This window comes from Desulfosarcina variabilis str. Montpellier, assembly GCF_048565275.1.
GTDB classification, from domain to species: Bacteria; Desulfobacterota; Desulfobacteria; order Desulfobacterales; family Desulfosarcinaceae; genus Desulfosarcina; species Desulfosarcina variabilis.
Window position 1 is genome coordinate 9151403 of sequence record NZ_CP159846.1, and the last position, 19133, is coordinate 9170535.

At 56.0% G+C, this 19133-nt stretch carries 16 protein-coding genes and 2 tRNA genes; 11 read left to right on the plus strand and 7 right to left on the minus strand.

The features are described 5' to 3' along the window. Position 1: 1 nt before the first annotated feature. The 3 genes from Dvar_RS41035 to Dvar_RS41045 are packed head-to-tail and all read right to left on the minus strand — an operon-like array spanning position 2 to position 4442. The gene (locus tag Dvar_RS41035) at positions 2-2698 is read right to left on the minus strand and encodes a DEAD/DEAH box helicase (protein ID WP_419659248.1); all 2697 of its coding nucleotides are present in this window, start codon (positions 2696-2698) and stop codon (positions 2-4) included. Further along, entirely contained in the window at positions 2698-3417 is a 720-nt protein-coding gene (locus Dvar_RS41040; RefSeq protein WP_419659249.1) for an acyltransferase, read from the minus strand. Before Dvar_RS41040 ends, Dvar_RS41035 begins: the two co-directional genes overlap by 1 nt. Beyond that, positions 3414-4442, minus strand: a complete 1029-nt coding sequence (locus Dvar_RS41045) for a phenyltransferase domain-containing protein (RefSeq protein WP_419659250.1) — start codon at positions 4440-4442, stop codon at positions 3414-3416. The genes Dvar_RS41040 and Dvar_RS41045 overlap by 4 nt, the downstream gene beginning before the upstream one ends. Positions 4443-5003: 561 nt before the next feature. Between Dvar_RS41045 and argS the strand changes: the two genes are divergently transcribed. The 8 genes from argS to Dvar_RS41085 all read left to right on the plus strand — a co-directional run bounded on the left by argS (position 5004) and on the right by Dvar_RS41085 (position 12766). Further along, positions 5004-6671, plus strand: a complete 1668-nt coding sequence (gene argS / locus Dvar_RS41050) for an arginine--tRNA ligase (RefSeq protein ID WP_419659251.1) — start codon at positions 5004-5006, stop codon at positions 6669-6671. A 72-nt stretch (positions 6672-6743) separates the two neighbouring features. Beyond that, the gene (locus Dvar_RS41055; protein WP_419659252.1) at positions 6744-7421 is read left to right on the plus strand and encodes an SPOR domain-containing protein; all 678 of its coding nucleotides are present in this window, start codon (positions 6744-6746) and stop codon (positions 7419-7421) included. 48 nt (positions 7422-7469) lie between these two features. Then, positions 7470-8069, plus strand: a complete 600-nt coding sequence (locus Dvar_RS41060; protein WP_419659253.1) for a methyltransferase family protein — start codon at positions 7470-7472, stop codon at positions 8067-8069. A gap of 30 nt (positions 8070-8099) precedes the next feature. Beyond that, a complete protein-coding gene (gene gatC / locus Dvar_RS41065) occupies positions 8100-8384 on the plus strand; it encodes an Asp-tRNA(Asn)/Glu-tRNA(Gln) amidotransferase subunit GatC (protein WP_419659254.1) in 285 nt (94 codons plus the stop codon). Positions 8385-8410: 26 nt separating this feature from the next. Next, positions 8411-9874 (plus strand): Asp-tRNA(Asn)/Glu-tRNA(Gln) amidotransferase subunit GatA, encoded by a 1464-nt coding sequence (gene gatA / locus Dvar_RS41070; protein WP_419659255.1) that lies wholly within the window; start codon positions 8411-8413, stop codon positions 9872-9874. Between the two features lie 18 nt (positions 9875-9892). After that, on the plus strand, positions 9893-10072 hold the full coding sequence (locus tag Dvar_RS41075) for a hypothetical protein (protein ID WP_419659256.1): 180 nt from the start codon (positions 9893-9895) through the stop codon (positions 10070-10072). Positions 10073-10080: 8 nt separating this feature from the next. Then, positions 10081-11955, plus strand: coding sequence for a DNA mismatch repair endonuclease MutL (mutL, locus tag Dvar_RS41080; RefSeq protein ID WP_419659257.1), 1875 nt, complete (start codon positions 10081-10083; stop codon positions 11953-11955). Between the two features lie 259 nt (positions 11956-12214). Further along, on the plus strand, positions 12215-12766 hold the full coding sequence (locus Dvar_RS41085; protein ID WP_419659258.1) for a DUF882 domain-containing protein: 552 nt from the start codon (positions 12215-12217) through the stop codon (positions 12764-12766). Between the two features lie 40 nt (positions 12767-12806). On the opposite strand, the gene Dvar_RS41090 is transcribed toward Dvar_RS41085, so the two are convergent. The 3 genes from Dvar_RS41090 to Dvar_RS41100 form a co-directional block, all read right to left on the minus strand. Further along, positions 12807-14507 carry a L,D-transpeptidase family protein gene (locus Dvar_RS41090; protein ID WP_419659259.1) on the minus strand — a complete coding sequence of 567 codons (1701 nt, stop codon included), beginning with the start codon at positions 14505-14507 and terminating at the stop codon, positions 12807-12809. A 109-nt stretch (positions 14508-14616) separates the two neighbouring features. After that, positions 14617-14709, minus strand: a tRNA-Ser gene (locus Dvar_RS41095). Between the two features lie 52 nt (positions 14710-14761). Further along, a tRNA-Ser gene (locus tag Dvar_RS41100) sits at positions 14762-14847 on the minus strand. A gap of 198 nt (positions 14848-15045) precedes the next feature. Between Dvar_RS41100 and Dvar_RS41105 the strand changes: the two genes are divergently transcribed. The 3 genes from Dvar_RS41105 (at position 15046) to Dvar_RS41115 (ending at position 18491) form a co-directional block, all read left to right on the plus strand. Next, positions 15046-15522 carry a hypothetical protein gene (locus Dvar_RS41105; protein ID WP_419659260.1) on the plus strand — a complete coding sequence of 159 codons (477 nt, stop codon included), beginning with the start codon at positions 15046-15048 and terminating at the stop codon, positions 15520-15522. 351 nt (positions 15523-15873) lie between these two features. Next, the gene (locus Dvar_RS41110; protein WP_419659261.1) at positions 15874-16815 is read left to right on the plus strand and encodes a hydrogenase small subunit; all 942 of its coding nucleotides are present in this window, start codon (positions 15874-15876) and stop codon (positions 16813-16815) included. A gap of 26 nt (positions 16816-16841) precedes the next feature. After that, positions 16842-18491, plus strand: a complete 1650-nt coding sequence (locus Dvar_RS41115) for a nickel-dependent hydrogenase large subunit (protein ID WP_419659262.1) — start codon at positions 16842-16844, stop codon at positions 18489-18491. Positions 18492-18702: 211 nt separating this feature from the next. Here Dvar_RS41115 and Dvar_RS41120 read toward each other — a convergent pair whose 3' ends face one another. After that, entirely contained in the window at positions 18703-19125 is a 423-nt protein-coding gene (locus Dvar_RS41120) for a 4Fe-4S binding protein (RefSeq protein ID WP_419659263.1), read from the minus strand. Positions 19126-19133 lie beyond the last annotated feature (8 nt).

The following is a 19133-nucleotide window of genomic DNA, read 5'->3' on the forward strand; positions in this document are numbered from 1 at the left end:
CTTATTCCAACGATAATCGGAACAGCTCCATCACCTCCCGGTCGTCCATTTCCGTAATCCAGGTTTCCTGGCCGCTGGCAATCACATCGTCGGACAGCTTTTTTTTCTCCTCGATCATGTGATCGATCCGTTCTTCAACCGTTCCCCGGGTAACAAATTTATGTACCACCACATTTTGCCGCTGGCCGATGCGAAAGGCCCGGTCCGTGGCCTGATTCTCCACGGCCGGGTTCCACCAGCGGTCAAAGTGGACCACGTGGCTGGCCCGGGTCAGGTTCAGCCCCACCCCGCCGGCCTTTAAGGAAAGCACCATGAACGGCAAATAGGCATCAGCCTGAAACTGGTCGATGGCATGCTTGCGGGCCTTGACCGGCACACTGCCATGGATGAACAGCCCCGGACGCTGGAACACATCTGCCAGAAAAGTGCACAGCGGGTCAATGATTTCCCGGAACTGGGTGAACACCAACACCCGTTCGCGCTTTTCCAGGACCGTTTCGCAGATTTCGCGCAAGCGGCTAAATTTACCCGATTCGGCCTCCTTATACCCGCCCTCGCCCAGGTACTGATCCGGATGGTTGCAAAGCTGTTTGAGTTTCATCAGCGAGGATAAAATCAGTCCCCGGCGCTGCATGCCGTCTTTTTCAGCCAGGGCCTTTTCCAGACCATCGACCATCTGTTTGTAGAGCACGATCTGCCTGCGAGAAAGATCCGTGAATGTCTTCATTTCGATTTTGTCGGGCAGGTCGCGAATCACGGTTTTATCGGTCTTCAGACGCCGGAGCACGTAGGGTCGGATCAATTGCCGCAGCAGGCCGTAGCGCGAGGGGTCCTGGCTCAAGGATTTGGTAAACCGTTTGAATTCAGCGGCCGTGCCCAGCAGGCCGGGATTTAGAAAATCGAACAGGGACCACAGGTCCGACAGACGGTTTTCGATGGGCGTGCCGGTCAGGATCAAGCGGTGCTGGGCCTGGTAGGCCTTGAGCGTCCGGGTCTGCTTGGTGCCCGGATTCTTGATCGCCTGGGCCTCGTCCAGGATCAGATAGTACCATTGCTGCGCTTTTAAAAAATCATAACGCCCGGCCAGGGCATAGGTGGTTACGACAAGGTCGCAACCGGCAAAAAGATCGCTGCCGCCCTTTTGTAAATCGGCTTTGGACTGCATCCCCGGATGAGCAAAGAAAACGGATAGCGCCGGGTAAAAACGCTGGATCTCGGCCATCCAGTTGGCCAACAGCGAGGCGGGCACCACCAGCAGGCTGGGCGGCCGTCGGTCCTTTTTTGCCCGCCTTTGCGCATAGATCACATTCAACAGCGCCAGGACCTGAATGGTCTTGCCCAGTCCCATGTCGTCGGCCAGGCAGGCCCCCAGGCGCAGCTGGCGCAGCAGCCCCAGCCAGTTCACCCCCACCCGCTGGTAGCCGCGCAGGCGGGCCTTGAATGTCTTGCCGGGGCGGATGTCGTTGAGCGTTGCCGGATCACGCAGTTTTTGCATGAGCTCGGCCAGCCACACGTCGTGACTGACGCTGACCAGTCCGTCGGTCTGGTCTGCATCCCCAAACAACCTACCCGGATTCAGTTGCAGACGCATGGCCTCCAGCCAGGAAAGCCCGCCCTGGGCCGTCAATTCTTCGGCCCGCTGGTAGGCGGCAAGGGTCTGCTCGAGCTTGTCCGGGTCCACGGCCACCCATTTGTTCTTGATCAGGGCCAGCCCCTCGGACTGGGCCAGCAGTTGCTCGATCTCCTTTTTCGACAGGGGCTCACCGTCCAGGTGCAAACGGGGGGTAAAGGACAGAATCGCCTCCATACCCACAAACGCCGATTGTTGACCGCCAAACTGAAGATCAAGGGTAATCCGCGGGGCGCCGGCTTTCCACCAGTTGGGAATCCGGCACAAAACCCCGGCATCTTCGAAGATGGGAATGTCTTGTAAAAAGTGAAAGGCCTGATCCGCCGACCAGGCCAAGGGCTGAAAAATGCTGCCGCTGTCCAGCAGATCGCCAATCAAACGGGACGACCGGGCCGCATCATAGACGGTGGCCATCAACGCCAGCAGTTTTTCCCGGTCCCCGGCAAATTCCTGCAGGGCGAACTTGAGCGGGACGTGCCGGGACTGCCCCTCTTGATTGAGCCGGGTGGAATAGGTGGCCAGGAAGGCAAAAGGCAGGTCGGCATCCTTGTTCTCCACCAGATGAAAAAAAATGCGGCCCACCAGATGGGCATTGGGCCGATAGGTGCGCACAAAGGCCGCCACCGTGCCATCATAGGCCTGGATGGCGGTCTGCCAGACCTCGTGCAGGCGATCCCAGACCGCTTCCAAACGCGCACCGTCCAGATAGTCGAGCCCGGTCATGATGGGTGCGCGCGCCAGCCAGGTGTCGATAGTCTGCGGCGGCAGATCGATCCGGACCGCCCCGCGCAGGGTTTCAAGATCCGGGGTGCGGATCAATTGCCGGGTAAATCGCCCGGCCACATTCCGCCAGAAATTCAGGGAAGGGGAAAGCGGTACGTCGGCATCCGCAAACCCCAGCCCCAGCAGCCATCCCTGGCCCCCTTGCGCAAAACGCGCGTACAACTCTTCCTGCAGCAGCAGGCGGCTCTTGCTCATCCGCGCCCCGGCCGCGGCCCATTCCAGTTGGGGCGGCCCTTGGGGCAAAAGTACGGCGATCAGGTCCGGGTTGGCGGTTTTTTCACCCATCAATCCCCCTTGGCCGGAAAAAGCAGATGGCGCAGCCAGCCAAAATAGGTGTTGCCCTGCAGCACGGCCTGCTCCCAGGCCATGAAGTCCCGGGCGAGTTTTGCCGGATCGGCAAAAAACTGGGCGCGGGTGGTAAAGGTCTCCTCCGGATCCAGTCGTTTGACCACGCGGGCCGGATTACCGGCCGCCACGCAGTTGGCCGGCACCGATTCCACCACGATGGCGCCGGCGCCGATGATGCTGTTCTCGCCGATGGTCACCCCTTTGCAAACGATGGCGCTGTCGCCGATCCAGACGTTCTTGCCGATCTCGACCGCCTCGGCCTGGCCAAAAGAGAGCCGGTCGTAAATGCCGTGCCAATCCGAATCGGTGATGTACGCACCATTGGCGATCATGCAGTTGTCGGCGATGGTGATCCCTTCAGCACTGCTGATGCGCACCCCCGGGCAGATCAGGCAGTAGTCGCCGAGGGTGATATGGCCTTTGCCCGCCTGGGCCGGCCAGACCGACAAACGGATCTTCTTGTCCGGCGTGGCGATGACCGTGGCGTATCGGCCGATACGGATGGGGGCGCCAAACAATTCCACATGCCAGGGACGCATAAAGGTGAAACCGGTGCCCAGCCGGGTCAATTGGGGCCTTAGGAAATGCCGGGCATAGAACTTCTGGAATTTCAGCCAGGCCCGCTTGACCACGTATGGGCGGTGGTCTTTGATCATCGCCCGTTCCACCCGTCTTGGCTGAACAGGCGGGCCGCCGGGGTCAGGTCGAACAGGGCATCGGCGGCCATCAGCACGACGGCGTTGGTCCAGGCGATCTTTTCTTCGGGCCAGCGGGTCATGTCCGGAAAGGTAAAACCACACCAGAACGACCCGTCGGTGAAGACATGGTCGGTCAGCCAGTTGAAAACGATCTGGGCCTTTTCCCGCTCGCCCATGGCGGTCAGGGTCAGCACCAGCTCTGAAGTTTCCGCGATGGTCACCCACGGCTGGTCGGACACGCAGCGCACCCCCAGGCCTTTGACAACAAATTTTTTCCATTGCCGCTGGATGCGACCATGGGCGTCGGCGCCGGTGACGGCCCCGCACAGCACCGGGTAAAACCAGTCCATGGAAAAACGGGACTTGGTCATATTGAACGCATAAGGACGATGGCGGATGGCATGGCCCAGCCGCGTGTAGGCCGCCTTCCAGCCGGGCTGGCGGTGGCCCAGTTCATCGGCGATGGCCAGCGCGCAGCGCAGACTCATATAAATGGAACTGCAGCCGGTGAGCAGGGCCATGGGGTCCACCTTGCCCAAAGGACTGATGGCCCAGTAGATCTCGCCTCCCGGCCGCTGCAGCGAAAGGGCAAATTCGATGGCACGGCGCACGGTATCCCACATGAGCGCCAAAAACGCCCGGTCCCCGGTGACCCGCCAAAAGTGAAACACACCCACGGCAATGTAAGCGCTCAGATTGGTTTCACGGGTGCGATCGGAAGGGCTTCCCGTTCGATACGCGGCATACCAGCTGCCGTCGGTCCGTTGCATGGACCGCGACCATAAATAGGCCTGTCGGGCCTGGGCATAAAAACCACCCACGGTGAGTCCCATGGCGGATTCCACATGATCCCAGGGGTCGGTTTTGTCTCCCCTGGACCAGGGTATTTCACCGGATGGCAATTGAATCGCCGCGATCAGGCGACACACCGCCTCCACATCAACGGCCAGTTTCTGCCGCTGTTTGCAGTGACTCAAATTCATAATAGAAATAAATCCTTTGACGGATATTGGGTCTGGTATAGAATCCCGGCAGCAGATTGGCTCACAGGCCCGGCAAAAAAATAAAATCCGGTTATCCGGAAAGCTCCAGCTGACATCTGTCCCAGCATAGTTGCATGAATTTAACTGGTCGATGGGCCCGTGTGTTAAGTGGTAAGTTTGAAGTGTTAAGGGAAGGCATCCTATCGATTCCTATATAAAACCAGATCTGATCCACGACTTAACACTTAACACTTGAAACTTAACACTTTTACTAAACAACCGTGTCGGAAGCTTTTCGTCTCCAAATTGAGCTTTCTGGAGAACCGCGAAATAAAATACGTGGGAACACGCCCAGATGCAAGAGCAAACACCGGGCCACCCTGGATAACCGCAGTGAGGTAGTGAGGTTGAGTGCTTTAGCCGGGAAGCGTCTTGACTTGGTCCCTAAAACTCTTTATGAACTGGGCGTTAGCAAAAACCGTGACAATGACACCTTTTATCGCCGGTTGGAGGGTCACCGGTCAACCTGGCCGCCGTCCCGGCGAAGGACGATATGAATAAATGAAAAACCAGCTCAAAGAATTGATTCTGGCCGCGGCTGCGGCGGCCCACAAAAACGGCATTCTGCCTTCATCTGAATTTTGTGAGGTGCTACTGGAAGAACCCAAGGCGGACAGCCACGGTGATCTTTCCACCAACATGGCCATGCAGATGGCCAAAACCCAGCGCATGGCTCCGCGTAAGATCGCCGAGGCCCTGATCGACCATCTGGATGATACCGCCGGTATCATCCAGCGCACGGAAATCGCCGGTCCGGGATTCATTAATTTTTTCATCCAGCCGTCGGCCTGGCATCCGGTACTGACTACCATTCATGAACAGGACGATCAGTATGGCCGCTGCGATCTGGGCCAGGGCACACGCATCCAGATCGAGTTCGTCAGCTCCAATCCCACCGGCCCCTTGCATGTGGGGCACGGCCGGGGCGGTGCCGTGGGTGACAGCACAGCCAATATTCTGCGTTTTTGCGGCTATGATGTTCAAAAAGAGTACTATATCAACGATTCCGGCCGGCAGATCCAGACCCTGGGCCTGTCGGTTTACCTGCGCGGCCGTGAGCAACTGGGCCACAGTGTGGAATTCCCGGACACCTGCTACCAGGGCGATTATATCCGTGATCTGGCGGGGGAACTGATCGAGCGGGACGGGAAGGAACTGTTTGAAAAAGACGAGTCGGAAGCGCTGATGGTCTGCGCCCGGTATGCGGCGGGAAAAATCATCGACGGCATGCGGGCCGATCTGGTGGATTTCGGGATCACCTTTGACAATTGGTTTTCCGAGCAGAGCCTCTACGATGCCGGCAAGGTCGAAACAGACATCCAGGATTTCAAAAACAAAGGGCTGATCTACGAAAAAGAGGGCGCCCAGTGGTTTAAAACCAGTGCGTTCGGGGATGAAAAAGACCGCGTGGTGGTGCGCCAGAATGGACAAACCACCTATTTTGCCTCAGACATCACCTATCATAAGGACAAGTTCGCCCGCGGTTTTGAAAAAGTCATCGATGTCTGGGGCGCCGATCACCACGGATACATTCCGCGTATGAAAGCCGCCGTGGAAGCATCCGGATACCGGCGCGATCAGTTTGATGTCCTGCTGGTGCAACTGGTCAACCTGCTGCGGGACGGCCAGCCCATCGCCATGTCCACCCGGGCCGGCAAATTCGAGACCCTGGCCGAAGTGGTCAAGGAGGTCGGCCGGGATGCCGCGCGCTTTATCTTCCTGACCCGTCACTACGACAGCCCGCTAGACTTTGATTTGGAACTGGCCAAGAGAAAAACCAACGACAATCCAGTCTATTATGTTCAGTATGTGCATGCACGCATCGCCAGTATCCGTCGCAAGGCCGAGGCCGACGGGCTGAAGCTGGGCACTGTTGAGCCATCGGATCTGTCGGCTTTGGACACCGGTGAAGATGTGACCCTGATCAAAGCCCTGGCGCGTTATCCGGAAGCCGTGCAAACAGCCGGGGCCTTGATGGAACCGCATCGCATCACCTATTATCTGACAGCCCTGGCCAAAAACTTTCACACGTATTACAATCGGCATCGCGTGTTGTGTGAAGACGACCTGGAATTGACCCGCGCCAGGCTTTATCTGGTCACGGCGGTTCAAAAAGTGATCCGCAATGGCCTGTCGCTTTTGGGGGTATCGGCACCAGAGCGCATGTAAGCGATACGATCCCCAACATACTCAAACCTGAGCTTAGCTTAGGTTTAAACATGGCCCATTAGACGGTTTTCTATGACAGAGGGCAATGCCACCAAACCAAACGGCCGTATCGCCTGGGGTCGACATCTGTTGCTTTTTGGCGTTGCGGTCTGGATGTTTATTTTAGGAATGCTGGTAGGCCGCGGAACGGCACCAGTAGAGTTCGATACCCAGGCCCTGCAAAAGGAGCTGGCCGCCCTGCGGGACAGCATGGTGAAAAAGGAACGCGATGCGATCGAGAAAGCCATGCGCGGTGAGGACGAAAAGGCCGTCGTGGATTTTTATGAGGACTTGAAAAAAGATGGTCCCGACACCACCGTACAGGCCAGGGTGCAATCCGGGACAAAAAGCCGTCAAACAGGAGGAACGTCCCACAAAATACCGGTGGCGTCATTAAAAAAAAAAGCCCGGGCGGCTAAGCCAGAAGTCCGGGCCAGCGCAAAAAAACAAAAACCGGCCGCCGCCCAGCAAGGCAGTCTGACCATTCAGGTGGCATCTTTAAGGGATGCCGATGCGGCCAAACGAATTATTGCAAATCTGAAAAAGGAAGGCTATCCTGCTTACCTGTCAAAACATGCCGCCACAGGTAAGAAACCCTGGTTTCGGGTCCGTGTGGGCTATTACCAGAACAAACGGCAGGCAGGCAAAGACTTGGCACGCTTGAAGAAGAACCGAAACGCTCCTATTCTGGTGGAAGTTGCGAACAATTAATATCTGAGTCGCTTATCTGTTGACCGATTGCATCGAGCTGAGTTGAAAATGATTGAAAAAATTAGAATTGCTCTTTCCCGTGTGTTCGTATTGGCGCTCTTGATGATCATCTTATTGTCCTCCAGCGCCACCAATCAACGGTGGCCGTTATTTGCAGAAACGCTCTTTTTCATGGGGGTTGTACTGGCAGCGGTGGCTTCCATGGGACGGTTGTGGTGCTCGGTATATATCGCCGGCTACAAAACCGATGTGCTGGTCATGCAAGGCCCCTATTCCATGACCCGCAATCCCTTGTACTTTTTCAGCCTGATCGGCGCGATGGGGGTTGCCCTGGCAACGGAGACCCTGATTATTCCTATTCTGGTCCTGTTTGCCTTTGCTGCTTATTATCCATTTGTGATCAAAAGTGAAGAATCCGTACTGCTCAAGCGCCATGGGAATGCATTTTCCAACTACTTTAAAACCGTACCGCGGTTTTTTCCAAAAATGTCCGGGTTTATGGAGCCTGACACCTATGTGGTGCGGCCCAAAGTGATCAAACGGCACATGCTGGATGCCTTGTGGTTCGTCTGGCTGCTTGGGTTTTTAGAACTCATCGAAGTGCTTCATGAATTAGAAATGCTCCCCACCCTCTTATGGGTTTACTAAAAAGGGGTTTACCAAAAAGGGACGTCGCTGATGAAAATATCCAAAGACGAAGTATTGCATGTTGCCCGCCTGGCCCGGCTGGATATCGCAGAAGGGGAGATTGACCGGTTTGCCGAGCAAATCGGCACCATTCTCGATTATGTGGACACATTGAAGCAGGTGGATACCACCGGTGTCGTGGCCACGTCCCATGCGACGGCCTTGACCAACGCCTTCCGAGAGGATGAAGAAGCCCCTCATCTGTCACAGGAGTCGTCCCTGGCCAATGCACCCGAAAAAGACGACGGTGCCTTCGTGGTTCCCAAGGTAATTTAAAGGATTGTAATTGTAAGGAATTTTTGATGACACTCCACCAACTGACCATCGCGCAGGCCGCCGCCCTGCTGAAAAATAAAGAAATATCAAGTGTGGAATTGACCCGCGCCGTGCTTGACCGCATCGAGGCGGTGGACGGCAAGGTCGATGCCTACCTGACCGTGGATACCAACGGGGCACTGGCCCAGGCCAAGGAGGCCGACCAGCGCCTGGCCGACGGCACTGCCGATACACTGACAGGAATCCCTTTGGGCATCAAGGACCTGATGTGTACCAAAGGCCTGCGCACCACCTGTGCGTCGAAAATCCTGGAAAATTTCATTCCGCCCTACGATGCAACGGTTATTACCCATTTGAAAAAAGCCGGGGCCGTATTGGTCGGCAAGCTGAACATGGACGAGTTCGCCATGGGTTCGACCAACGAGCATTCCGGTTTCAAGGTCACCCGCAACCCCTGGAATCTGGAACGTATTCCCGGTGGCTCCAGTGGCGGTTCGGCTGCCGCCGTGGCGGCGGATATGTGCCTGGGGGCCCTGGGCTCGGATACCGGCGGTTCTATCCGTCAGCCCGCCTCCCATTGCGGCGTGGTGGGGATCAAACCCACCTATGGCCGTGTATCGCGGTTCGGGCTGGTGGCCTTTGCCTCGTCCCTGGACCAGATCGGGCCGCTGGGCAAAAGCGTGACCGACTGCGCTCTGATGCTGGATGCCATTGCCGGTCACGACCCCAGGGATTCCACCTCCGTCAATGAGCCGGTTCCGGTCTTTGCCGATATCCCCGATGGGGATCTAAGCGACGTGGTCGTGGGTATCCCCGAAGAATACACCAATGCCAAGGGACTTGATCCCCAGGTGGATGCAGCCGTCAAAAAGGCGATTGCTACCATCGAATCCCTGGGCGCCCGCACCATCACGGTGGCCCTGCCCCACACCGAACATGCCGTGGCCGCTTATTATGTCATCGCCCCCAGTGAAGCCAGTTCCAACCTGGCCCGCTATGACGGCGTCAAATACGGTTTCCGCGACAAATCCCAGACCGATCTGATGGAAATGTACCGCAACACGCGTTCCCAGGGCTTTGGTCCGGAAGTGCAGCGCCGCATTATCCTGGGCACCTATGCCCTGTCGGCCGGTTATTACGATGCCTATTACGGCAAGGCCTCCCAGATTCGCACCCTGATCAGAAACGACTTTCAAAAGGCATTTGAATCCTGTGACGCCATCGTATCACCTGTGGCACCCACGCCGGCCTACCCCATCGGCGCCACCTTGAATGATCCGTTGACCATGTACCTGTCAGACGTCTTTACCCTGTCGGCCAACCTGGCCGGCATTCCCGGCATCTCGGTCCCCTGCGGCTTTTCCGATGAGGGCATGCCCATTGGACTGCAAATCATGGGGCGTCATTTTGGTGAGGCCATGCTGTTTCGCATCGCCCGGGGGTTCGAGGCGGCGGCCGGCATCCAGGACAAAAAACCGACACTTGAATAAACAAAAAAGGAAGGCGTCATGACCACCATCCAGCCCGAGGGCGAAAACCTACGCAAGGCCGTCAAGTGGATATCCGAGGAAGAAAAGGCCGGCAGTGCCAAAACCCATAAAAAGCTTATGGAAGAGGCCTGTTTGATGTTCAACCTGACGCCCATGGAAGCCGAATACCTGACCCGAAGCTATAAGGAGACATCCTGATCGCCTAAATGTCGACGATTCGAATTCTTCCTGAAATCCTGTCCAATAAAATCGCCGCCGGTGAAGTGGTGGAACGGCCGGCCTCCGTGGTCAAGGAACTGGTCGAAAATGCCATTGATGCGGGCAGCACGCGGATCATTGTCGAGGTGCAGCAGGGCGGCCGCAAGCTGATCCGGGTATCGGATAACGGTCAGGGCATGGACCGCGACGACGCCCTGCTGTGTCTGGAACGTTATGCCACCAGCAAAATCGCCAGCGACCCGGACCTGTTTTCCATCCGCACCCTGGGATTCCGGGGTGAAGCCCTACCCAGCATCGCCGCCGTGTCCCGTTTCACCATCATTACCCGCAAGAGTGATGCCGATGTGGGCACACGCATCGACGTGGCCGGCGGACAGATCAAAAAAGTCACCGACATCGGCGCTCCTGCCGGCACATTGATCGAGGTGGCCAGTCTTTTTTACAACACCCCGGCCAGGCGTAAATTTTTAAAAAGCATCAACACGGAGATGGGGCACATTGCCGACACCATCGCCAGCATGGCCCTTTGCCGCCCTCGTGTTCAATTCCGGCTGATCCATAACCAGCGTGTGGTCAAAGACTGGGCCCCGGCCACCGATCCACTGGATCGAGCCATTGATGTTCTCGGCGCGTCCGTAAAAAAAGAACTGCAACCGGTGACCCGGGCCGGCGATGCCGCCAAGGTCAGTGGGTGGGTAGCCGTGCCGCGCCTGAACCGGTCCACCGCCCGGGGAATTTATCTTTTCGTCAACGGTCGCTGGGTCAAGGACCGGGTCATTCAGCACGCCCTGTTTGCCGGCTATTCCGGACGTCTGATGAAAGGCCAGTATCCGGTGGCCGTGCTGTTTCTTGAGGTTGCCTTTGACCAGGTGGACGTCAATGTGCATCCGACCAAGCATGAAATCCGCTTTGTGCGCCAAAGACAGGTTCATGACACGGTCCGCGACGCGGTCAGCGAGGCCCTGCGCCAATCCGATCCAACCTACCGGCAGCCGGCAGAATCGCGTGTCGCCAAGCCACCCGCTCCAGACCCTTTCCAGCGTGTCTCGGAAAGCCATGCCGTCTATACGGAGCCGCGCGTCGTTGCCCGGCCTACCGACAATTCCCGGACGCCCAGACATCAGACACCGGTGGACAATGTCGCCCCAGCACAAAATTCAGATCACCGGTCATCGGAATCGCCGACGGCTTCCTCGATCACCGCTGACCCACCACCCCCCGTCCGTCCGCCCGGCACCCGCCGGCCCAACGCGCAGGCGCCATTGTGGAAGAAACGATTCTTTGCCGATCTGACCGTTATCGGCCAATACCACGGGACTTACATTATCTGTGAATCCGACGACGGGCTGATTCTGATTGACCAGCATGCGGCCCATGAACGCATCGTGTTTGAATCACTCAAACACCAGGCCGAGACGCGAGCCCCGGCGGTTCAACGCCTGCTGTTGCCTGAAACCATCGACCTGGGGTTTCAGGAAGCCCAAATCCTTGAAACCCTGGCACCGGAACTGGATCGCTATGGGTTGGAGATCGAGCCTTTCGGGGGCAACACGTTTGTCGTCAAATCCATGCCGACCCTGCTGCACAGTGGCGATATTCCGGCGCTGATCACCCAGCTTGTCGAAAAAACAGCCGAAATCGGCATCCATGCCGGACTGGAAAAGATTCTCGACGAGTGTCTGATGGTCATGGCCTGCCACAATGCAATCCGGGCCCACCAGCGCCTTGGCGAGGCTCAGATCAAGGCCATGCTCGAGCAATTGGACGGCTGCGACAATCCCTCCCATTGCCCCCATGGCCGGCCCATCTGGCTGCGCTGGCGTGTTGCCGATCTGGAAAAACAATTCCAGCGGATTGTTTAAGCCTGCAAATATCTGTCAATCGGTTGACAAAAAGTGCACCTCTTGACGAATAGCCGCCATTTTCCGGGCGGGTGTCCTGACCGTTGAAACGTAATTCAACAATTAAAAAACAGTATGCAATAGAAGGTACTTAGGGTAAAATGGGAAAAACATCAAATGGCCGGTTTACTCCCCACATTTAACATTCAGGTATGAATTTTGCTTTTTGTCTTCCGCAAATGTGCCCAGACATCCAATTCATCAAAATGAGGAAAGATTTATGAGCCATTGCAGTCGACGTGATTTCATGAAAATCGGTACCGGTCTTTTAGCCTCCTGTTTTTTGCCTTCGGCAGGCTGGGGATCCCTGTTACCGGATCATACCCGCCGGTCACTCTCTTTTTACAACACCCATACCGGTGAACGACTGAGCGTCTGCTACTTTAAAAACGGGGCTTACCGTCCCGATGCCATGGCCAAAATCAATCATATCCTGAGGGATCACCGTACCGGAGAGATCAAAGCCATGGATCCCGCCCTGCTTGATCTGCTGGCCTGTGTTCACCGCGAACTGGGGTGCAGCACCCCCTTTCACATCATTTCCGGATACCGCAGCCCGAAGACCAATGCCCAATTGCGCAAACGAACCACAGGCGTGGCCAAATTCAGCTATCACATGCTAGGACAAGCCATCGACATCCGCCTGCCCGGGTGCAAGACCCGTCAATTGCGCAAGGTTTGCATGGATTTGAAAGAGGGCGGCGTCGGTTACTACCCACGCTCTGATTTTGTGCACATAGATACCGGGGCATTCAGAACCTGGAAGGGGTAAGCAACGATCAAGGAACCTTCGCTGCCGCAGGCGCCCTACTCTACTTTTTCCCACTAAAACGTTGGCCAAGGGCCTTGTCCAGTAAAGGATCTCGATTGTAAATGTCCCCGCGAAACTGGAGAATACCCTGAGCGTCGGCCCAGGCCGTCATATACAACAGATGGACCGGCACCGGATGATCCAGCTGAATTTTCAATGGTTGCCCACTTTCAACCTGCTTGGCCAGTTCATGCGCTGTCCAACGCGGATCCCCCTCGATCAGGAAATAGGCCAGTGCCAGTGGGTCCTCCAGCCGGATACATCCGGAACTGATATCCCGCTGGATCTGATTGAAAATCGTGTGATCCGGCGTGCCGTGCAGGTACACGGCATGCGCGTTGGCAAACATAAATTTGACGCGCCCCAGTGCATTGTGAGGGCCGGGATCCTGGCGCAGGGTGAAGGGGAAGCGATCCTTATGGTAAACCTGCCAGTCGATGGTGGTCGGATCCATTTCAGTGACGTCCGCCCGCCAGGTCGAATAGACCCGTATCCCCCGCTCGGTCAGGTAATTGGTATCTTTCTGGACGAGGGGCAAAATATCTTCCACGGCAATGGTTGCCGGTACGGTCCAGTAGGGATTTACCACCAGATAGGAAATTTTTGAGCTGAACACCGGTGATCGCCTTGCCGGCCGGCCCACGACAACACGCATGGTCAGCACGGTTTGGCCTGCATCCACGGTGCCAAGCGTAAAATCGGCCATATTGACCAGAACGTACCGCTCTTCCAATTGGTGGGGCAGCCACCGCCATCGTTCAAGATTGATCTCTACCTGACGAATCCGTTGCTCCACCGATACATTCAACATCCCCATTGTTGCAGGCCCGACAACGCCATCGTCGTCCAATCCGTGGCGTCGTTGGAAGCGTTTAACCGCCTCAACCAAACCGCCATCAAAACGCTGTGGATCATTCACCTGGACATATGGGTCAAGGTCCCAACCGGCAAGCAGCCGATGGCGTAGTCCCTCGACCTCCTGCCCCCGATCACCCGGTCGCAGCACGGGGAGGTCCTGGTGTGTGGACCAGCCGCCGTATTCGGCAATTTTTCGCAATTGCGCCAATTCCTTACGCAATGCGATGTACCCCTTGTGGGATGGTCGCAAGGCACTTAAGGCAGCGGCCACATCCCCGGTCTCCACCGCCTGGATCAAGGCTGGTAACAGAGCCACCTGCCCCGGATCAACCGTCCATCTGGCAAGCAGGGTCTTGGGATTTACCTTTCCGATCGACAAATGGGTTCCCAACAGCAGGAAGGCATCGGTCAGAATCAGGTCCAGATCGGCCAGCCGATCGGGCGATACCTGATGGCCCGCTGTCCGCGCTTGAGCCAGCTCAGCCACCAACCGAGAAACGGCAATCAAATGATAATCCGCCGGCAACAGGCCGTCGTCCCCTGCCCGCCCGATGGCCTCGATCAGTGCCCTGGCCGCGTCCAGGTTCAGCTGGTCATCGACCCAAAAAGGCATATACGCTCTGCTGCGATAGGCCAGCGGTATCATTTGCATGCCGCTGATCGACACGCCCTGAATGACAAGGGAGCTATCCGCTGATTGACCGTCCAGGCGGTTGTTGATACTGGCTTGTACCTGGGGCACAGAAAAAGCGGTGGCATAGGATGGTGCGAATAAAAACGCTGCGACCAGAAAAAAAGGTATCAGCAGAAATAAAAAGAAAATCGGGATAGGCTGTTTGCGCATTCCACAGCATCTTAATAAAGTTGGTCGGTAAACGTTGTTTACAACCAAAATCAGGCAAAAAATTAGCCCGATTTCGAGCTTTCGAAATCGGGCTAACTATTTGAAATAATGGCGGAGAGAGAGGGATTCGAACCCTCGGTGGAAGTTTCCCCCCACACTCGCTTAGCAGGCGAGCGCCTTCAGCCGGCTCGGCCATCTCTCCGTAAAGAAACCATACTTATAAAGAACAAATCAAAAATTGCAACCCGTTTTTATGGCGGAGGGAGTAGGATTCGAACCCACGGAGCTTTCGCTCAACGGTTTTCAAGACCGCCGCCTTAAACCACTCGGCCATCCCTCCTCCGAGATATTCCGCCTCATTACCATTTCGAACTTTCAGCGTCAATGCTTTTATCCTGCACACGGACTTGTCTTTTACAGGTTGCCTGGGCTATATATCAGATATACCAAATGATGGTTGACATCATAGATATTTTATGATGTTCCTCCGAGCACAACAATCGAGACAGCATTCCATAGCCTTTGGAGGATGATTAGAATGAAACAGAAATATGTGGTATTGTTAAATAACGAGAGCAATCAACTGGTGATCCAGGAATACGCCGAACTGGACAAGGAAATGCTCTCTTTGCTATGCGAGGAAACCTACGATCTGGAAACAATTAAAACCGCCGCCCAAAAAGGTCGCACGGCGCTGGTCCAGTCCCTTCGCACCCATAACATGTATCCTCCAGGAAGCTACACCGAAGAAATCGCCGATAATATCCTCGACATGTTGGCTCCCGGCGGCAACACATCCGCCGAACTGTTTTTTGAAGAAAAAGAAATGTTCACTGCCGTAGAGGAAGAAACAACGGCTGAGGAAGATGAAAATGAAGATGACGACTCGTCATTGGATGTGGATGAGCTGCTCGAGGAAGATATCGAGGATGATTTTGAAGACAAAGGCATCCCCAAAGATCTTAAAAAAACCATAAAAATTTCAAACGGCGATTCCAATATGGACGAAAGCTGACAAGACGCTGTATGGCAAAAAAAGCGCCTGGAATGGAGGCGCTTTTTTTGCTGTCAATGATGCCCGGCAAGCCTCTCCGGTGCTGATTCCAACCCACCTGAAAGATAGCCAAAACCGCATTTACCCTTGACTTCACCAGGGTCTTCCACTAATAATTCTAAACACTGTTTACTTTTTTTTATTGCCTTTAAAATTTAAATAATAAGATCCTACACCGTTGAGAGAATTAGTTGAACCAGTTCAGCCGCGGCCGTGGTGTTTGTGTTCAGACACAGACAGGGTGGTTGGCGGTGGGCTGGTTTTACTTTTTTTGTATCCATAATCATCCATAATCCGCATCAGGAGGTGCCAATGGAAAGGGAAAAATCATTTTACGCAAGGCTGAAGGAAAAAGGCGTCTCACGAAGAGACTTCATGAAGTACTGCACGGCATTGACCGCCACCATGGGGTTGTCCGCGTCATTCGTTCCCAAGGTTGCCGAAGTGTTTGCCGCACCGGTCCAGCGCCCCCCATTGATCTGGCTGCATTTCGGCGAGTGCACCGGGTGTTCCGAGGCCCTGCTCAGAACTCAGTATCCTTACATCGATGAACTGGTTCTTGAAGTGCTCTCCGTAGAATACCACGAAACCATTATGGCGGCGGCCGGTCAGCAGGCCGAAGAGCAGCTTCATCACGCTGTGAAAAAATATGATGGCAAATTCATCTGCGTGGTCGAGGGGTCCATTGCCACCAAATACAACGGCGGATACGGCAAGGTCGCCGGCCGATCCTTTCTGGAAATCGCCAAGGAAGTCTGCCCCAAGGCAGCGGCGGTTATTTCCATCGGCACCTGTGCCTCCTTTGGCGGGATTCCCGCCGCCAAGCCCAACCCGGGCGGCTACAAGGGGGTCAGCGATGCGCTGGGCATCAAAACCCTGAACATCCCCGGATGCCCCCCGAACCCGATCAACCTGGTCGGCACGGTGGTCAACTACCTTCTGCTGGGCAAACTGCCCGATCTGGATGAAAGCGGCCGTCCCCTGTTTGCCTATGGAAAAACCATTCATGATCAATGCCCCCGGCGCGCCCATTTTGAAAACGAAGAGTTTGTGGAGGAATTCGGCAGCGAGGAAGCCGCATTGGGCTACTGCCTGTACAAGGTGGGCTGCCGTGGACCGGAAACCTATAACAACTGCCCGATTGCCAAGTTCAACGATGGTACCAGCTGGCCGGTGGAGGCGGGTCATCCCTGTATCGGCTGCAGTGAGCCGGATTTTTGGGATACGATGACCCCATTTTACGAAGAGATGTAAGGGCTTAAAATAAAGGAGGACATATAATGGGCAAACGCGTAGTTGTTGATCCAATCACCAGAATAGAGGGCCATCTTCGCATCGAAGTGGAAGTGGCCGGCGGCAAGGTTGTCAATGCCTGGAGTTCGGGACAGATGTTCCGGGGCATTGAAATCATCCTTCAGGGACGGGACCCCAGGGATGCGCACCATTTCGTGCAGCGCTCGTGCGGGGTTTGTACCTATGTACACGCCATTTCATCGGTAAGGGCCGTGGACGATGCCATCGGCCTGAAAATCCCCAAAAACGCCCGGCTGATCCGCAATCTGCTCCACGGCGCCCAATACCAGCACGATCATCTGGTTCATTTTTATCATCTGCATGCCCTGGACTGGGTGGATATTGTCAGCGCCCTCAAAGCCGATCCCAAGAAAACCGCCGCCCTGGCGGACAATGTCAGTAATGCCCAGATGGGCGGTACCGCCTACTACAAACAAGTGCAGCAGCGCATCCAGACCTTCGTGGACAGCGGCCAGTTGGGACCGTTTTCCAATGCCTACTGGGGCCATCCGGCCTACAAGCTGCCGCCCGAGGCCAACCTGATGGCCTGCGCCCATTACATCGAGGCCCTGCGCCTGCAGGCCCGCGCGGCCCGCATGCACGCCATCTTCGGCGGCAAAAACCCCCATCCCCAGTCTCTGGTGGTCGGCGGCGTGACCAGCGTGGCCGACATGACCCCGGACCGCATTGCCGAGTTCCTTTATATCACCAAGGAAACCCAGGATTTTGTCAAAAACGTTTACATCCCGGATCTGGTTGCCGTAGCCTCGTTTTACAAGGATTGGGGCGGCATCGGCGGCACGACCAACTTCCTGGCTTACGGCGATTTCCCCCAGAGCGAGGCCGAGCCCGACAGCCTGTACATGCCCCGGGGGGTGATCCGCAAACGGGATCTGGCCAATATCGATATGACCGACCAGGAAAAAGTCACCGAAGAGGTCACCCGGGGATGGTATGAAGACGGCCCGGCCCTGCATCCTTACGATGGTGAGACCAAACCCCTCCAGGAAGATCCCAAATACCGTCCGGACAGCGGCAAATACACCTGGCTGAAAGCGCCGCGTTACGACGGCCTGTCCTGTGAAGTGGGACCGCTGGCGCGGGTGTTGGTCGCCTATGGCAAAGGCCACGCGGACATCAAACCCCTGGTGGACAGCACCCTTAAAAAACTGGACATCCCGGCCGGCGCCCTGTTCTCGACCCTGGGTCGGACCGCGGCCAGGGGCCTTGAAACCATCGCCGTCGGTGATGCCATGCAGAACTGGGTCATGGAATTGGTCGAAAACATCAAGGGCGGCGACACCCAGACCTATGAACCCTACGAAATGCCCGACAGCGCCAAGGGCGTGGGCCTCAACGACGTGCCTCGCGGCGCCCTGGGCCACTGGATCAAAATCGAGGACGGCAAGATCGGCAACTACCAGTATGTGGTGCCGTCAACCTGGAATTTTGGTCCCCGGGATCAAAAAGGGCAGCTCGGCCCGGTGGAGGAATCGCTTATCGGCACCCCCATTGCCGATCCCAAGCAGCCTCTGGAAGTGCTCAGAACCGTGCACTCCTTCGACCCCTGTATCGCCTGTGCGGTGCATGTGATCGATCCGGATTCCAATGAGGTGTATAAGTTCAAGGTAGTCTAAGCACTTGCTTGAAAACGCCGTCTAAGCCCCGCTAACGGCGTTGGAAAACGACTCAAAATGCTCACATATTACATATATGCTCCGCTTTCGAGTCGTTTTCCGCCTTGTTATCGGGCCTGATCCAGCATTTTTAAACAAGTGCTATAGCAGTATTTTTTCTACATGCCGTAAAAAAAATCCCCTCTTTCGGTTTAACACCCGGGAGGGGATTTTATTTTGTATCGGACATCACAATCGCATCCACCGGGCAGTCCTGCTGACAGAAAGTACAGGCGATGCAGTGGCGTTCATTCTTCAAAAACGGCCGGCGCAGGGTCTCGCGGGTTCCCCGGTCCATGGCAAGATCGATGCAAGCCGTGGGACAGGCTTCCACGCAGATGGTACAGGCGATGCAGAGATTCAGATCAAACACCGGCCGTGGCCAGCGCGAACGGATGCGGATACGCTCGCACAGCACCCCTTGGGGGTCGTTGATGCTTGCATGGGGGCAGATGCGACCGCAGGCGCCGCAGGCGATACACACGTCGGGATCGATGCGATGCTGTTTTTTCCGCTTGCCGCTGATGGCATCCACCGGGCAGATGCGCTTGCACACCCCGCAGCCCACACAGCGATTGGTTATTTCGTAGGTCATAATACCTT

Excerpts from the sequence above, each read along its gene's own strand:
- Dvar_RS41035 (WP_419659248.1), bottom strand. The coding sequence starts at position 2,698 with ATGGGTGAAAAAACCGCCAACCCGGACCTGATCGCCGTACTTTTGCCC.
- Dvar_RS41040 (WP_419659249.1), bottom strand. The coding sequence starts at position 3,417 with ATGATCAAAGACCACCGCCCATACGTGGTCAAGCGGGCCTGGCTGAAA.
- Dvar_RS41045 (WP_419659250.1), bottom strand. The coding sequence starts at position 4,442 with ATGAATTTGAGTCACTGCAAACAGCGGCAGAAACTGGCCGTTGATGTG.
- argS (WP_419659251.1), top strand. The coding sequence starts at position 5,004 with ATGAAAAACCAGCTCAAAGAATTGATTCTGGCCGCGGCTGCGGCGGCC.
- Dvar_RS41055 (WP_419659252.1), top strand. The coding sequence starts at position 6,744 with ATGACAGAGGGCAATGCCACCAAACCAAACGGCCGTATCGCCTGGGGT.
- Dvar_RS41060 (WP_419659253.1), top strand. The coding sequence starts at position 7,470 with ATGATTGAAAAAATTAGAATTGCTCTTTCCCGTGTGTTCGTATTGGCG.
- gatC (WP_419659254.1), top strand. The coding sequence starts at position 8,100 with ATGAAAATATCCAAAGACGAAGTATTGCATGTTGCCCGCCTGGCCCGG.
- gatA (WP_419659255.1), top strand. The coding sequence starts at position 8,411 with ATGACACTCCACCAACTGACCATCGCGCAGGCCGCCGCCCTGCTGAAA.
- Dvar_RS41075 (WP_419659256.1), top strand. The coding sequence starts at position 9,893 with ATGACCACCATCCAGCCCGAGGGCGAAAACCTACGCAAGGCCGTCAAG.
- mutL (WP_419659257.1), top strand. The coding sequence starts at position 10,081 with ATGTCGACGATTCGAATTCTTCCTGAAATCCTGTCCAATAAAATCGCC.
- Dvar_RS41085 (WP_419659258.1), top strand. The coding sequence starts at position 12,215 with ATGAGCCATTGCAGTCGACGTGATTTCATGAAAATCGGTACCGGTCTT.
- Dvar_RS41090 (WP_419659259.1), bottom strand. The coding sequence starts at position 14,507 with ATGCGCAAACAGCCTATCCCGATTTTCTTTTTATTTCTGCTGATACCT.
- Dvar_RS41105 (WP_419659260.1), top strand. The coding sequence starts at position 15,046 with ATGAAACAGAAATATGTGGTATTGTTAAATAACGAGAGCAATCAACTG.
- Dvar_RS41110 (WP_419659261.1), top strand. The coding sequence starts at position 15,874 with ATGGAAAGGGAAAAATCATTTTACGCAAGGCTGAAGGAAAAAGGCGTC.
- Dvar_RS41115 (WP_419659262.1), top strand. The coding sequence starts at position 16,842 with ATGGGCAAACGCGTAGTTGTTGATCCAATCACCAGAATAGAGGGCCAT.
- Dvar_RS41120 (WP_419659263.1), bottom strand. The coding sequence starts at position 19,125 with ATGACCTACGAAATAACCAATCGCTGTGTGGGCTGCGGGGTGTGCAAG.